Origin of the sequence: Methylobacterium sp. EM32 (genome assembly GCF_040593685.1) — a bacterium.
Lineage (GTDB): Bacteria > Pseudomonadota > Alphaproteobacteria > Rhizobiales > Beijerinckiaceae > Methylobacterium.
This window is the reverse complement of the sequence record NZ_JBEXZS010000192.1, coordinates 1-14,179: the sequence shown is the minus strand read 5'-3', so window position 1 is coordinate 14,179 and position 14,179 is coordinate 1. Positions and strand designations below refer to the sequence as shown.

Annotated in this window: 11 protein-coding genes; 5 read left to right on the top strand and 6 right to left on the bottom strand. The window is 71.9% G+C overall.

Going from position 1 to position 14,179, the window contains the following annotated elements; all coding sequences use genetic code 11:
- Positions 1 to 77 precede the first annotated feature (77 nt).
- From ABZT49_RS25270 to ABZT49_RS25250, 5 genes are all read left to right on the top strand, one after another.
- Complete coding sequence (locus tag ABZT49_RS25270) at positions 78 to 464, top strand: hypothetical protein (protein WP_355290094.1); 387 nt, start codon at positions 78 to 80, stop codon at positions 462 to 464.
- Positions 465 to 716: 252 nt separating this feature from the next.
- On the top strand, positions 717 to 1,919 hold the full coding sequence (locus ABZT49_RS25265) for an efflux RND transporter periplasmic adaptor subunit (protein WP_355290092.1): 1,203 nt from the start codon (positions 717 to 719) through the stop codon (positions 1,917 to 1,919).
- Between the two features lie 14 nt (positions 1,920 to 1,933).
- The gene (locus ABZT49_RS25260; protein ID WP_355290090.1) at positions 1,934 to 5,122 is read left to right on the top strand and encodes an efflux RND transporter permease subunit; all 3,189 of its coding nucleotides are present in this window, start codon (positions 1,934 to 1,936) and stop codon (positions 5,120 to 5,122) included.
- 151 nt (positions 5,123 to 5,273) lie between these two features.
- Positions 5,274 to 6,068: a pentapeptide repeat-containing protein gene (locus ABZT49_RS25255; RefSeq protein WP_355290088.1), complete on the top strand. Its 795-nt coding sequence runs from the start codon at positions 5,274 to 5,276 to the stop codon at positions 6,066 to 6,068.
- A 108-nt stretch (positions 6,069 to 6,176) separates the two neighbouring features.
- Positions 6,177 to 6,662 carry a hypothetical protein gene (locus ABZT49_RS25250; RefSeq protein WP_355290086.1) on the top strand — a complete coding sequence of 162 codons (486 nt, stop codon included), beginning with the start codon at positions 6,177 to 6,179 and terminating at the stop codon, positions 6,660 to 6,662.
- Positions 6,663 to 6,780: 118 nt separating this feature from the next.
- On the opposite strand, the gene ABZT49_RS25245 is transcribed toward ABZT49_RS25250, so the two are convergent.
- The 6 genes from ABZT49_RS25245 to ABZT49_RS25220 all read right to left on the bottom strand — a co-directional run bounded on the left by ABZT49_RS25245 (position 6,781) and on the right by ABZT49_RS25220 (position 14,016).
- Positions 6,781 to 7,563, bottom strand: coding sequence for a transporter substrate-binding domain-containing protein (locus ABZT49_RS25245; protein WP_355290085.1), 783 nt, complete (start codon positions 7,561 to 7,563; stop codon positions 6,781 to 6,783).
- A 118-nt stretch (positions 7,564 to 7,681) separates the two neighbouring features.
- Positions 7,682 to 8,935, bottom strand: a complete 1,254-nt coding sequence (gene glp, locus ABZT49_RS25240; RefSeq protein WP_355290083.1) for a gephyrin-like molybdotransferase Glp — start codon at positions 8,933 to 8,935, stop codon at positions 7,682 to 7,684.
- The gene (mobB, locus tag ABZT49_RS25235) at positions 8,919 to 9,482 is read right to left on the bottom strand and encodes a molybdopterin-guanine dinucleotide biosynthesis protein B (protein ID WP_355290081.1); all 564 of its coding nucleotides are present in this window, start codon (positions 9,480 to 9,482) and stop codon (positions 8,919 to 8,921) included. Before mobB ends, glp begins: the two co-directional genes overlap by 17 nt.
- 2 nt (positions 9,483 to 9,484) lie before the next feature.
- A complete protein-coding gene (locus ABZT49_RS25230; RefSeq protein ID WP_355290079.1) occupies positions 9,485 to 11,458 on the bottom strand; it encodes a molybdopterin biosynthesis protein in 1,974 nt (657 codons plus the stop codon).
- Positions 11,455 to 12,519 (bottom strand): molybdopterin-binding protein, encoded by a 1,065-nt coding sequence (locus tag ABZT49_RS25225; RefSeq protein WP_355290077.1) that lies wholly within the window; start codon positions 12,517 to 12,519, stop codon positions 11,455 to 11,457. Before ABZT49_RS25225 ends, ABZT49_RS25230 begins: the two co-directional genes overlap by 4 nt.
- Positions 12,520 to 12,780: 261 nt before the next feature.
- The gene (locus ABZT49_RS25220; protein ID WP_355290075.1) at positions 12,781 to 14,016 is read right to left on the bottom strand and encodes a GTP-binding protein; all 1,236 of its coding nucleotides are present in this window, start codon (positions 14,014 to 14,016) and stop codon (positions 12,781 to 12,783) included.
- Positions 14,017 to 14,179: the final 163 nt, after the last annotated feature.

The window sequence follows — 14,179 nt, the reverse complement described above, 5'->3', positions numbered from 1 at the left end:
CGCACCCGCCCGGCCGGGCCCCGTCAGGGCTCTGACAGAATGTCGCGGCGCCTTGTGCGGTGCAGTCGGAACCCCCATTGTCTCGCTCCGTGACCGGTCGTCTCTGGACATCTCTCGCGCGTTTCTGCGCGACCGCCCTTCTCGGCCTCGGCTTCGCCCTCCTGGCGATGTCGGCGGCGGATGCCGCGGGCGGCCGTCCGGAGCCGGTCCTGCGCGCCGGCCACGGCGCCTCGCCGATGGCGAGCCTGCACGCGCACTGGGTCAAGAGCCCGGCCTGCACCCTGACGGCGGGCAGCGTCGACAATCCCCGCCCGGACGACAGCGGCGCGGCGAGCGCGACCCTCGCCTGCCCGACCGACGGCCCGGCCGACCCCGCCGCCACGCTGCTGCCGCCGCGCCGCCTCGGCGCCCTGGTCCAGGCCGGCGCCCCCCTGCCCGAGCGCCCGCCCAAGGTTCTCGTCTGACGGCCTGACGGCCCGTCACATCTCCGCCTCGGAACCCTGCGAGCCTCCGACGCTGACCGATGCCGCGTGCCCGACCGGCAGCGGAACCGGCGCGCGATCCTGTAGAGTCCCGACACCTGATTCGGTCGATCCGAGCCGCGCGCCACCGTGCGCTTCCGATCCCTCGCCCGGATCCATTGCCAAAATCCCTCGCGGGAAGCCCCGCGGCGCCGGTGCGCCCGCTTCCCGAAAACCGCGCAGGAAAGACCGCCCGTGACCCAACGCCGCCGCATCCTCCTCGGAGCGACCGCCCTCTTCCTCGGGCTCGCCGCCTGCAAGCCGGCCGAGCAGGCCGCCGCCCCCGCGGCCCCGACCGCCCCGCCGGAAGTCTCGATCGTCACGGTCAAGCACCAGCCGATTCCCTACGAGCGCGACCTGCCGGGCCGGGCCGCGCCGACCCGCATCGCCGAGGTGCGCGCCCGCGTCGCCGGCCTCGTGATCAAGCGCACCTTCGAGCAGGGCAGCCAGGTCAAGGAGGGCGACGTCCTCTACAAGATCGACCCGATGCCGTTCCGCGCCGATCTCGCCAGCGCCGAGGCGACGCTCGCCAAGGCCGAGGCCGCCCTCGTGCTCGCCCGCCAGCAGGCCGAGCGCCTGGAGACCCTGCTCTCGCGCCAGACCGCGAGCCAGGCCCAGTACGACGCCGCCTTCGCGGGCCAGAAGCAGGCCGAGGCCGAAGTCGCCGGCGCCAAGGCGGCCCGCGACCGCGCCCAGCTCAACCTCGGCTACACGGACGTGCGGGCCCCGATCTCGGGCCGCATCGGCCGGGCGCTCGTGACCGAAGGGGCGCTCGTCGAGCAGGGCGGCGCCAGCAACCTGGCGACCGTCCAGCAGCTCGACCCGATCTACGTCGACATCACCCAGTCGGTCGGCGAATTGAACAAGCTGCGCCGGGACCTCGCCAGCGGCGAGCTCGACCGCCTCGCGGCCGACGTCGCGAGCGTGCGCGTGATCATGGACGACGGCTCGCTCTATCCCGAGCCCGGCCGGCTCTTGTTCTCCGACGTCACCGCCGATCCGAGCACCGGCCAGGTGACGCTCCGCGCCGTGGTGCCGAACCCGCACGGCGAGCTCTTCCCCGGCATGTACGTGCGCGCCCGGATCAAGCAGGGCATCGATTCCGACGCCATCGCGGTGCCGCAGCAGGCGGTGCACCGCTCCAACGACGGCCGCGCCCAGGTCTGGCTCGTCGGCGAGGGCGAGAAGGTGGTGCTCCAGCCGGTCGAGGTCGGTCCCGTCGTCGAGGGCCAGTGGGTGATCCGCGAGGGGCTGAAGGCCGGCGACCGGGTCGTCGCCGAGGGCTTCCAGAAGATCGTCGCCGGCACCAAGGTCGCGGCCGTGCCGTTCGAGACCACCACCGTGGCGGCGGCCGGCGCGGGGCACACGCCCCAGCCGGCCTCGACCGAGCAGCGCTGAGGGAGGACCGCACCTTGGCAAGCTTCTTCATCGACCGGCCGATCTTCGCCTGGGTCGTCGCGCTGTTCATCTGTCTCGGCGGCGTCCTGACGATCCCGATGCTGCCGGTGGCGCAGTACCCGATCATCGCGCCGCCCTCGATCGCCCTCTCGACCGCCTTCCCAGGCGCCTCGGTCGAGGACCTCTATACCGGCACGACGCGCCTCATCGAGGATGAGCTGAACGGCGCGGCCAACATCCAGAGCTTCGAATCGGCGAGCGACTCGTTCGGCGTCATCGAGATCACCGCCAATTTCGAACCCGGCACCGATCCGGGCTATGCCGGCGTCGAGGTGCAGAACCGCCTCAAGCGCGTCGAGGCGCGGTTGCCGGCGGAGGTACGCCAGCAGGGCATCCTGGTCGAGGAGGCCTCGGCGGCGACCCTCAACATCATCACGCTGGTCTCCAAGGACGGGTCGATGGACGAGGTCGCGCTCGGCGACTTCCTCATCCGCAACGTCATCAACGAGATCCGCCGCATCCCGGGGGTCGGGCGCGCCACCCTGTACTCGACCGAGCGCTCGCTCCGGGTCTGGATCGATCCCGACAAGCTGCGCGGCCTGTCGCTCAACGCCTCCGACGTGACCCAGGCGATCACGCGCCAGAACGTCCAGATCGCCTCGGGCGCCGTCGGCGCCCAGCCGAGCCCGGAGGTCCACAAGGTCAACTTCCCGATCGTCGTGAAGGGCCAGATGCGGGCGCCGGAGGAATTCGGCGCGATCGTGCTGCGGGCCAATCCCGACGGCTCGACCGTGCGGCTGCGCGACGTCGCCCGGATCGAGCTCGGCGGCGAGGACTACAAGTTCACCACGAGGCTCAACGGCGGGCCGGCGGCCGGCATCTCGGTGACGCTCGCCCCCGACGGCAACGCGCTCGACACCGCTAAGGCGATCCGCGCCAAGATGGTGGAATTGTCCCAGTTCTTCCCCGACACGGTGAAGTGGGACATCCCCTACGACATCACGCCGGCCGTCGAGGCCTCGATCTCGAAGGTGCTGCACACCCTCGTCGAGGCGGTGGTGCTGGTGTTCATCGTGATGTTCCTGTTCCTGCAGAACATCCGCTACACCCTGATCCCGACGATCGTGGTGCCGATCGCCTTGCTCGGTACCTGCACGATCATGCTGCTCGCCGGGTTCTCGATCAACGTGCTCACCATGTTCGGCATGGTGCTCGCCATCGGCATCCTGGTCGACGACGCGATCGTGGTGGTCGAGAACGTCGAGCGGATCATGTCCGAGGAGGGTCTCTCCCCGAAGGAGGCGACCCGCAAGGCGATGGGCCAGATCACCGGCGCGATCATCGGCATCACGCTGGTGCTCGTCGCGGTGTTCATCCCGATGGCGTTCTTCCCCGGCTCGGTCGGCATCATCTACCGCCAGTTCTCGATCGCGATGGTGACCTCGATCGCCTTCTCGGCCTTCCTGGCGCTCTCGCTCACCCCGGCCCTCTGCGCCACGCTGCTGAAGCCCGTCGAGCCCGGCCACCACCACGCGAAACGCGGCTTCTTCGGCTGGTTCAACCGGATCGTCGACCGCGAGACCGCGCGCTACGGCCGCGGCGTCGCCTGGGCGGTCGCCAAGTCCGGCCGGATGATGGTGGTCTACCTGATCCTGGTCGCGGGCGTCGCCTACGCCTTCGTGCGCCTGCCCGAGGGCTTCCTGCCGGTCGAGGACCAGGGCTTCTTCACCGTCGACATCCAGACCCCGCCGGGCTCCTCGTTCAACCGCACGCTCGCGGCGGTGAAGAAGACCGAGGAGCACCTGATGGCCCAGCCGGGCGTGGCGACCGTTACGATCGTCAACGGCTTCTCGTTCTCGGGGCAGGGCCAGATGACCTCGCAGGCCTTCGTCACGCTCAAGCCCTGGTCGGAGCGCGGCAAGGACCAGTCGGCCGCGGCCCTGGTCGTCGGCACCAACAAGGCGATGGCGAGCTACCGCGACGCGGTGATCCAGGCGCTGGAGCCGCCGCCGATCGACAACCTCGGCAATGCCTCGGGCTTCAGCTTCCGCCTCCAGGACCGGGCTCAGAAGGGCTACGCCGCCCTGATGGCGGCGCAGGAGCAGTTGCTGGCCCTCGCCCGCAAGAGCCCGATCCTCAAGAACGTCTACGTCGAGGGCCTGCCGCCCGCGCCGCAGGCGGAACTGGTGATCGACCGCGAGAAGGCGGCGGCGCTTGGCGTCTCGTTCGCCGACATCAACGACACGATCCAGGTCAACCTCGGCTCGGTCTATACCAACGACTTCCCCAACCGGGGCAAGATGCAGCGGGTGATCGTCCAGGCCGAGGACGGCCAGCGCCTGAACGCCACCGACCTCCTGAACTACAGCGTGAAGAACCACCTCGGCACGATGGTGCCGATGTCGTCCTTCGCCGACCTGAAATGGAGCGTCGGCCCGGCCCAGATCATCGGCTTCAACGGCTACCAGTCGGTCCGCTTCACCGGCGAGCCGGCGGCGGGCTTCACCTCCGGCGAGGCGATCGCCGAGATGGAGCGGCTGATGACCCAGCTGCCGAAGGGCTTCGGCTATACCTGGACCGGGCAGTCGCTGCAGGAGAAGCAGGCCGGCTCGCAGGCGACCCTGCTGCTGGCCCTCTCGGTGCTGATCGTGTTCCTGTGCCTCGCCGCACTCTACGAGAGCTGGTCGATCCCGCTCGCGGTGATGCTGGTCATCCCGCTCGGCGTGATCGGCTCGGTCGCCGGCGTGCTGATCCGCGAGATGCCGAACGACGTCTACTTCAAGATCGGCCTCATCACGATCATCGGCCTGTCGGCGAAGAACGCGATCCTGATCATCGAGTTCGCCCGCGAATTGTGGAAGCCCGGGACGAAGCTGGTACCGGCGACGGTCGAGGCCTCGCGCCTGCGCTTCCGGCCGATCGTGATGACCTCGCTCGCCTTCATCTTCGGCGTCGTGCCGCTCGCCATCGCGACCGGCGCGGCCTCGAAGAGCCAGCAGGCGATCGGCACCGGCGTGATGGGCGGGATGATCTCCGCCACCGTGCTGGCGGTGATCCTGGTCCCGGTCTTCTTCGTCGTCGCGATGCGGTTCTTCCAGCGCCGCCGGGTGCGGGCGGAGAACGAGGCGGGGGCGGTGCAGGCGCCGGAGCCCGCACCGGCGCGGGAGCACGCACCGGCTCGTGAGCCGGCGCACGGTCACTGATCGAGACCCCGCGCGGGTCGGCTCCTCCGGGCCGGCCCGCGCGGGCCTTTGGCCGTTGGTGGCCCTCGCCCCGGGGAATGCCTGATGCTCTATTGCGGGCAACAGACGGGCGCTCGATCGATCGGCGCCCTGCCCCGACGGGAGTGAAACGATGCGCCGCCTTGCCCTGGCTCTGGCCCTCGCCGTCCTGGCGGCGGGCCCGGCCGCCGCCGAGCAGGACATGCTGCTCGGCGCCGACATGGCCTCGCCGGCGATGACCCGGGCCGAGATGAGCCGCGCCGACATCGAGGCGCTGATCGCGAAGGGCGGGCCGGTCGACCTCTCGGGCAAGGCCCTGTCCGGCCTCGACCTCTCCGGGCTCGATCTCAAGGGCGCCAACCTGCGCACCGCCCGCCTGAACCGGGCTTCCTTGCGCGGCACCGACCTCAGCGGGGCCAATCTCGAGCAATCCTGGTTCCTCAAGGCAGACCTCTCCGGCGCCAAGCTCGTCGGTGCCGGGATGTTCGGGATCACCGCCCGCGAGGCCAACCTGAGCGGCGCCGACCTCAGCCGCGCGATCCCGATCGGCGATTTTCGCAACGCCAACCTGAGCGGCGCGAACCTCGCCGGCCTGAAGGGCGGGGCCGACATCAAGAACCAGTCGATGGGCCTGATGCGCACGGTGTTCGCTTCGGTGAACCTCTCGGGTGCGAACCTGCGCGGCGCCGATCTCGGCCGCGCCCGGCTCGACTATTCCGACCTGCGCGGCGCCGACCTCACCGACGCGGTGCTGATGGGCGCCGACCTGTCAGGGGCGAACCTGACGGGTGCGACCGTGGCGGGGGCGGATTTCCGGAACGCCGACGTCGCTGCGGCGCGGCTCCTCGATCTGAAGGGCGAGGACACGGCTCGCGGATGGGCGGAACGAATCAACGCGGAGCGGGCGATCGGCCGGAGGGCCGAGTAGCCGGAGGGCCGAGTAGCCGGACGGCTGGACAGGATCGATCATGGGACGGATTACAGGTATCACGGACTCCAAGGCGCGCTCAGATTGCGCGAGGTCAGGATGATCGTAATGCCGAATGTCTGGCTTGTGTCAGTTGCTTTAGTGGCATTGGCGATTTGCGATCTTGCCTCGCCGGTACGATCCGCCGCGTCCGAGATATCGTCTCAGTATCGTCCGAAGCGCTTGTTCTATGGATGTTGGAAGAGTGAAACACGGCATCCCGATCGCGTGCGGTGGCAGGTCTCGTCATCCACCTGGTGCTTCGATCGGCGCCGAACGATCACCGGCATCACGTCCGACGCAGGTGACGGCTGGGATTACGAAATGCTCTGGCGCGCGGACGGTCGGTACCTGACGATCGATGGCGAATCCAAAGACGTCTGGCAGTGTGTCTACGCCTTCTCGCAGGACAGAAGGACCCTGATCCTGCGGGACTGCCCGCCGGCGAGAGAGTGGCGACGGGACGACTGCATGACTCAGTCAACCCAGGGCCCGGCGGGTCGCAGAAAACTGGATACTTCGGCGATCGGGGAACAACCCGACGCCAAGGATTGACTCAATCCGGTTCACGGGCCGGACCGTCAGAGGCTCCGGCGCGGGCGGGGACCGTCTTCCGGGACGGCATCGGCGGAGCGGCCGGGCCGATTGCCGGCTCCGGACGCTCCGCCACCCCTCACTTCATGTTGGCGTTGAAGATCCGCTCGAACTCCCCCGACGCCTTCGTCAGGTGCAGCCACTGGTCGACATAGGCCTTGAACACCGCATCGCCGCGCGGCAGCAGGAAGCCCATCTCGCCGTATTGCAGCGGCTGGTCGGGGTTCACCGCGCACAGGCCCGGATGCAGCGTCTGCTGGAGCTTCACCTCGACCGACTCGGCGACCATCACGTCGGCGCGGCCTTGCGCGATCTCCTGCCAGATGACGCGGTTGTCGGGGAAGAGCTGGATCTGCGCCTTGGCGAGGTTGGCGCGGGCGAATTTCTCGTTCGTCCCGCCGGGATTCACCACGACCCGGGTCGAAGGCTGGTTGATGGCCTCCGTCGTCTGGTACTTCGCGACCTCGTCGCAGCGCACGATCGGCGCCTTCCCGTTGACGAGGTACATCTCGCTGAAGAAGACCTCGCGCTGGCGCGGTAGCGTCACCGAGATGCCGCTCATCGCGACGTCGCACTTGGCCTTGAAGTCGGCGAGCAGGTTCGACCACTTGGTCTGGACGAAGACGGCTTCCGCATCGAGCGACTTGGCGAGCGAGCGGCCGAGATCGATGTCGATGCCGACGAAGTCGTTGGCGCCGTCCGGGCGGTAGGAGAACGGGCGGTAATCGCCGGTGGTGCAGATATTCAGGACCTTGCGCTCAATGACCTGGTCCAGCCGCGAGGGCTCGTCGGCCGCGAGCGCCGACGTCGCCGCGAGCGCCACCATCGCACCTGTCACCAGCCGGTGCGTCAACGAACCCATGCCCATGAACCTGACCCCGCGTCCGACGCGCCACTGAAGGCGGAAGCGTAAGCATGGGACCGGTTGGTCGTCCAGGCGATCGTGTCGCGGATCCGGCACGATCCGCAGGTCGTCCGTCTCACCACAGCAGCGGATGGCGAAAGACTTCGACCCGGTCCCCCTCCTCCACCCCCGTCACGGCCTCGGGAAGCTCGGCGAGCCCGTCGCTGCCGGTGAGCGAGGACAGGATCCCGGCGCCGTCGCGCGGGAACTTCACCGCCTCCACCGCCCCGTCGGCGCCCCGCCGCAGGGAGACGCGGACGTATTCCCGCCGCCCGGCCTTCTTGGCGTAGCGGAAGGCGGCGCGGGCGGGCTCGCTCGGCGGGGCGTCGAGGACGCCGCCGCCGAGGCGGGCGAGCAGCGGGCGGACCACGACGAGCAGCGTGACGTAGACCGCGACCGGGTTGCCCGGCAGGCCGACGAAGGCGGCGTCGCCGATGAGACCCATCGCGACGGGGCGGCCCGGCTTGATCGCGAGGCGCCAGAACACCAGCCGGCCGACCGCCTCCACCGCCGCCTTGACGTGGTCCTCCTCGCCGGTCGAGACGCCGCCGGAGGTGAGGATGAGGTCGTGGCCGTCGGCCGCCGCCCGCAGGCGCCCGGGCAGGAGGGCGGGGTCGTCGCGCAGGATGCCGAGATCGGTCACCGCGGCGCCGAGGCGGCGCAGGAGCGCGACGAGCAGCACGCGGTTCGAATCGTGGATCGCCCCCGGCCGTAAAGGGGCGCCCGGCTCAGCCAGCTCGTCGCCGGTCGAGAACACCGCGACCCGCAGGCGGCGGCGCACCGCGAGCGCCGCGTGGCCGGTGGCGGCGGCGAGCGCCAGGTCGGGCGGGGTCAGGCGGCGGCCGGCGGGGATCACGAGGCTGCCGCTCGCCACGTCCTCGCCGGCGCGCCGCCGGTTGGCGCCGGGTTTGAGGCCCGTGGGCAGCGCGACCGCGTCGCCCTCGCGCCGCACGTCCTCCTGCATGAACACCGTATCGGCCCCCGGCGGCATCGGCGCGCCGGTGAAGATCCGCAGCGCGGAGCCCGCCAGCGCATCGCGCCCCGGCGCGGCGCCGGCGGGCAGGCGTCCGCGCACCGGCAGCACGGTCTCGGCCCCGGCCGCGAGGTCGGAAAACCGCACAGCGTAGCCGTCGACGGCGGAATTGTCGAAGGGCGGCAGGTCGAGGCCGGCGCGGACGTCCGCGCCGGCGATGCGCCCGTCGGCCTCGATCAGCGGCACGGTCTCGATCCCGGCGAGCACCGGCAGCCGCTCGGCCACGAGGGCGGCGGCCTCGTCCACCGAGAGCAAGGGACCGCCGAAGGCGAAGCAGTCGTCAGTCAGCTGCGCCATCAGATTCAACCTTCCGAGATTCGACCCTCTGGGATTCGAGCCTCTCCAGCACCGCGTCGAGGGGCTCCGACCGCGCCAGCACGATATCGGCGACCGCCTCCACCGCGTCGAGGGGCACGACCGGCCGGCCGGCTTCTGGGAAGGGATGGTCGCTCGCCACCGCGACGATACGGGCATCGTCCGGATGGAGCGGCGGGCGGCCATTGGCGTGGCGGTAGACCTCGAGCTTCGGATGCGCCTCGCGCTTGAAGCCCTCGATCACCGCGAGGTCGCAAGGCCCGAGCCGGCGCAGGAGGTCGGGAAGGCGCGCCTCCTCCGCGACCTCGCGGATCTGCACGGTGCGGCGGCTCGAGGACACGATCACCTCGCAGGCGCCGGCCTCGCGGTGACGGTACGAATCCTTGCCCGGCTGGTCGACGTCGAAGGCGTGGTGGGCATGCTTGAGCGTCGCCACGCGCAGGCCCCGGGCCCGGAGCACCGGGATCAGCCGCACGAGCAGCGTCGTCTTGCCCGCCCCCGACCAGCCGGCGAGCCCGATGACCCGCATCGTCACGCTCCCGCCCGGGCAAAGCCGAGCCCGGCGAGGGCGGCGGCGAGGGCTTGGTCGTCGAGGAGGGAGAGGAACGCCGCCAGGGCTGGCTCGTCGCGGCGGTTTTCGCGGTAGGCGAAGTCGTAGTGCTCCTCGGTGAGGGCGAGGAAGCCGAGGCCGTAGGCTTCAGCCACCGTCGAGATCGCCACGCCCCAATCGGCCCGGCCCTGCGCCACCGCCGCCGCGACGGCGTTGTGCGAGCGCGGCTGGTTCCAGTAGCCGGCGGGACGGGCGCCGTCGAGAAGGCCCTCGACCAGCGCCCGGGTGCCCGCGCCGGTGTTGCGGTTGACCATCACGGCCGAATCGTCCGCGAGGATCCCGCCCACCGCGTCTTGCGCCGACGCCCCCTCGAAGCGGCGATCGCCCTTCCGGAAGACCACGCCCTGGAGCCGGCGCCAGCCCGGGGCCAGGGCGAGGCCGGGGGTGAGGTAGGGCGCGTTGTAGCGCCCGGTCTCGGGGTCGAGGAGGTGCATCGCCGCGAGGTCGCATTCCCCCCGGCGCAGGGAGGCGAGTCCTCCGGCCGATCCGACCCAGAGGGTGCGGGCCGAGACGCCGCGTCCCGCCAGGTGCCCGACCAGCCGGTCGAGGCCGAGGCAGTGGCTGCCGACGATCGTCAGGTCCGGCGGCCGCGCCGCCCGGCCGATCCGGGAGACCCGCACCGTTTCGCCCGCCTCGATCCCGGCCTGGGTCGCCGGCACCGCGAAGAACCCGTCGGCCTGCGAGAAGGCCGTGACCGCGCCGGAGCCCTTGGCGAGCGGCAAAGCCACCAGGCCGTCGCTGCCGCGGGAGAGCGCCGCCATCACGTATTCGGTGCGGCCGAGCTCGGAGGGCAGGCGCTGCGGCAGGCGCGCCTCCACGCTCTCCTCCTCCCGGGCCGGCAGGCCGGCGAGGGCGCGGATCAGCGGCACCACGAATTCGTGGAAGGTGAACATCGCCGAGGTCGGGAAGCCCGGCAGCACCACCACCGGCACGTCGCCGGCCTTCGCCAGGCAGAGCGGCTTGCCGGGCTTCAGCGCCACGCCGTGGACCAGGATGCCGGGCTCGCCGAGCCGCGACAGGATGCGGTGCGAGACGTCGCCCGCCCCCTTCGAGGTGCCCCCCGACAGGACGACGAGGTCGGAGGCGGCGAGGGCTCGCTTCAGCGCCGCTTCGAGCGCGGCCTCGTCGTCCGGCACGATGCCGCCCGGCACCGCGACGCCGCCGTTCTCGGCCACGCTCGCCGCCACGATGGCGCCGTTCGAATCGTAGAGCGTCGCCGGCGCGAGGCTCGACCCCGGCGCCACCAGCTCGTCGCCGGTGGAGAGCACTGCGACCCGGGGCCGGCGCAAAACCGCGACCTCGGCGAGGCCGCAGGCCGCCAGGATGCCGATCTCGCGGGCGGTGACCAGGGTGGCGGCGCGCAACACCGTCTCGCCGCGGGCCATGTCGGCGCCGGCATAGCCGACGAACCGGCCCGGCCCCGCCGGCTGGCTCACGGCGATTCCGGGTGCCGGCCCGTCCTCGAACTCGGTCGCCTCGATCATCACCACCGCGTCGGCGCCGCGGGGCAGCACGCCGCCGGTGGCGATCGGCGTCGCGGTGCCGGGGCCGACTGTGAGCGTGGGGGCGACGCCGCAGGCCAGGATCTCGGCGTTCAGGACGAGGCGGCGCGGCTCCGCCTCGCTCGCCCCTTCCGTGTCGGCGCTGCGCAGGGCGAAGCCGTCCACCAGGGCGCGGTCGAAGGGCGGCACGTCGATCGGCGAGGCGATGTCGGCGGCGAGCACCCGGCCGAGCGCCTCGTGCAGCGGAACCGTCTCGGGCGCTAGGGGCGCGTGCGGCACGGCCGCGCGCCAGCGCGCCATCGCCTCGTCCCGGCTCACCACCGCCAGGAACTGCTCCTGGCGTGAGGCGGCGGCGAGACGGGCGAGGAAGGAATCGGCGGTGAATTCAGTCAAAGCGGCAGCACCTCGACGGGGGTCCCGGCGGGATAGCCCTCGTGGGCCGGCGGCACCAGCAGGGCGGCATCGGCCCGGCCTAAGCGATGGAGCGGGATCTCGGCCCCGCCGAGCGGCTCGGCACTGGCGATCGTGCGACGCAGGAACACCACCTCGGTCAAGCCGATGACGGACGCCACCTTGCGGGTGAGGGGGAGCGTGAGCGTCGCATCGGGACCGGCCCCGGCGAGCGCCGCCAGCAGCGGCCGGCCCAGCGCCAGCCAGGCGGCGAGGGCCGCGTCCGGCCGGCCCGGCAGCAGCAGAACCGGCCGCCCCGCCGCCTCGCCGAAGCCGGCGCTCTCGCCCGGCCGCAGGGCGATGCCGTGGGCGTGGAGCCGCCCGGCCCGCGCGAGCGCCGCGGCGCTGGCGTCGCTCCGCCCGGGCCCGGTGCCGCCGATGACGATCACGGCGTCGGTCCCCGGCGCCAGGAGGGCGGCGGCGAGATCACCGACCTCCGCCGGTCGCGCCGCCGCCTCGGTGACTCCGCCGCGGGCGGCGATCCAGGCGGCGAGCAGCGGCGACAGGGTGTCGGGCGCCGCCGCCAGCAGCCGCAGGCGCGGCCGGCGCACGGACACCCGGTCGAACCCTGCGGCGGCGAGGGCGAGACCGCATAGCGCGCTCACCCGCTTGCCCGAAGCGAGCAGCCGTGTGCCCGGCGGCATCTCGGTGCCGGGCGCCCGCGTCCCCTCCCCGATCGCGGCCTCCACCTCGATCTCCCGCGGATCGGCGCCGAGGGAATCGGGCGGCAGCAGCGCGTCGGTGCCGGCGGGCAGGGCCGCGCCGGCCTCGACCCAGGCCGGGGGGCGCCCGAGCCGCACCGGCGCGTAGGGCGAGGCGCCGACGATTGCCGCCGCCGCCACCGCCCAGCCGTCCCGGAGCGCTCGCCGCTCCGCCGGCCGGCCCGCCCCGACCACGACATCCTGCGCCGCCACGGCGCCGACCGCATTGGCCGGGCTCGCGTCGGCGGCCGCGACCGGACGCACCAGGGCGGCGAGCGCCGCCAGCGCCTCGGCGAGCGGCATCAGCGCGGTCGTGGACGCCCGCGGCGTCACCGGCGGGCGACCGGGTGATGAGGCGAAGCCATATGAGGCAAGGCCATGCGTAGGTCCTGATCCCGGGAGGGAGAGCCGATGCGGCAAGCGCCGGCCGGGATCAAGGTTTCGGCTGCGGGAGCGGGAGACGGCGGAGAAAATGTCGCGGCGGGCCGCCGGCTGCCGGTCCGGCGGCGTGGTCGGCCCACGCCTTACGGGACGCCGGTCCCCGAGCGTGGGCGCGACGAAACCTCAGGCCGCGCGCTGAGGCCAAGCCGGAAAGGGATCGGGCAGCGTCCTATCCGCCGTCACGGGTCCGCCCTCCGGTCCGACGAGGCAGGCATCGAGGGCTTGCCGGATCGCCGCCTCGTCGAGCCCGGCGCCGATGAAGACGAGTTCCTGGCGCCGGTCGCCCCACACCTCGCTCCAGTGGCGGGCGAGCACGTCACGCCAGTCGGGATGGTCGGGCCAGCGCGAGCGCGGCACCGCGGCCCACCAGCGGCCGAGCGGCGCCACCCGCGCGGCGGCGCCGGCGAGCGACAGCTCCCCGACCCAGTCCGGCCGGGTCGCGAGCCAGAAATGGCCCTTGGCCCGGATCAGCCCGGGCCAAGTCGCCTTGGTGAAGGCATCGAAGCGCGCCGGGTGGAACGGCCGGCGCGCCCGGTAGACGAAGGAGCCGATCCCGTACTCCTCGGTCTCGGGCACGTGCTCGGCGGCGCCGTACAATTCCTTGTACCAGAGCGGATGGGCCTGGGCCTTCTCCTCGCTGAACAGCCCGGTCTCCAGAACGGTGTCGAGGGCGACCCGGCCGAACCCGGCCTCGACGATCCGGGCATCGCCGTTGAGGCCGCGCACCACCTTGCGCACGAGGTCGCGCTGCCCGGGGCCGACGTCGTCGGCCTTGTTGATCACCACCACGTCGGCGAACTCGATCTGCTCGACCAGGAGGTCGACCAGGGTGCGCGCATCCTCCTCGCCCGCAATCTCGCCGCGGTCGCGCAGGAAGTCGTGCGAACCGTAGTCGCGCAGCAGGTTCACGGCGTCGACCACCGTCACCATCGCGTCGAGGCGGGCGACGTCGGACAGGGACAGCCCGTCCTCGCCGCGGAACGAGAAGGTGCTGGCGACGGGCAGCGGCTCGGAGATGCCGGTGCTCTCGATCAGGAGCGCGTCGAAGCGTCCCTCCTCGGCGAGGCGGCGCACCTCTCGCATCAGGTCGTCGCGCAGGGTGCAGCAGATGCAGCCGTTGGTCAGCTCGACCAGGCGCTCGTCGGTGCGCGACAGGCCGGCCTCGCCGGCCCGGACCAAGTCGGCATCGATGTTCACCTCGCTCATGTCGTTGACGATGACGGCGACCCGCCGGCCCTCGCGGTTGGCCAGCACGTGGTTGAGCAGCGTCGTCTTGCCGGCGCCGAGGAAGCCGGACAGGACGGTGACGGGCAGGCGGGAATCCTGTGAGCGGGAAGCTTGTGGGAGAACGTCGGGCATGGGCACCTCCATGCTTGTAACAATATAACATTGCATATTCTGTCAAGGCGTCGGGCCCGTGGCGTTCCGGCCCCTTCCCGGCCCGGGACCCGGGCGCGTAGATCCGGGGGGCTCCCCGCCCGGACTGTGCCGCATGCCCGCTCTCCTCCGCCTCGCCCTCGCC

Bases quoted from the DNA above. Each gene is read 5' to 3' on its own strand.
- ABZT49_RS25255 (WP_355290088.1), top strand. From the start codon at position 5,274: ATGCGCCGCCTTGCCCTGGCTCTGGCCCTCGCCGTCCTGGCGGCGGGC.
- ABZT49_RS25250 (WP_355290086.1), top strand. From the start codon at position 6,177: ATGCCGAATGTCTGGCTTGTGTCAGTTGCTTTAGTGGCATTGGCGATT.
- ABZT49_RS25245 (WP_355290085.1), bottom strand. From the start codon at position 7,563: ATGGGTTCGTTGACGCACCGGCTGGTGACAGGTGCGATGGTGGCGCTC.
- glp (WP_355290083.1), bottom strand. From the start codon at position 8,935: ATGGCGCAGCTGACTGACGACTGCTTCGCCTTCGGCGGTCCCTTGCTC.
- mobB (WP_355290081.1), bottom strand. From the start codon at position 9,482: ATGCGGGTCATCGGGCTCGCCGGCTGGTCGGGGGCGGGCAAGACGACG.
- ABZT49_RS25225 (WP_355290077.1), bottom strand. From the start codon at position 12,519: ATGCCGCTCGCCGAGGCGCTGGCGGCGCTCGCCGCCCTGGTGCGTCCG.
- ABZT49_RS25220 (WP_355290075.1), bottom strand. From the start codon at position 14,016: ATGCCCGACGTTCTCCCACAAGCTTCCCGCTCACAGGATTCCCGCCTG.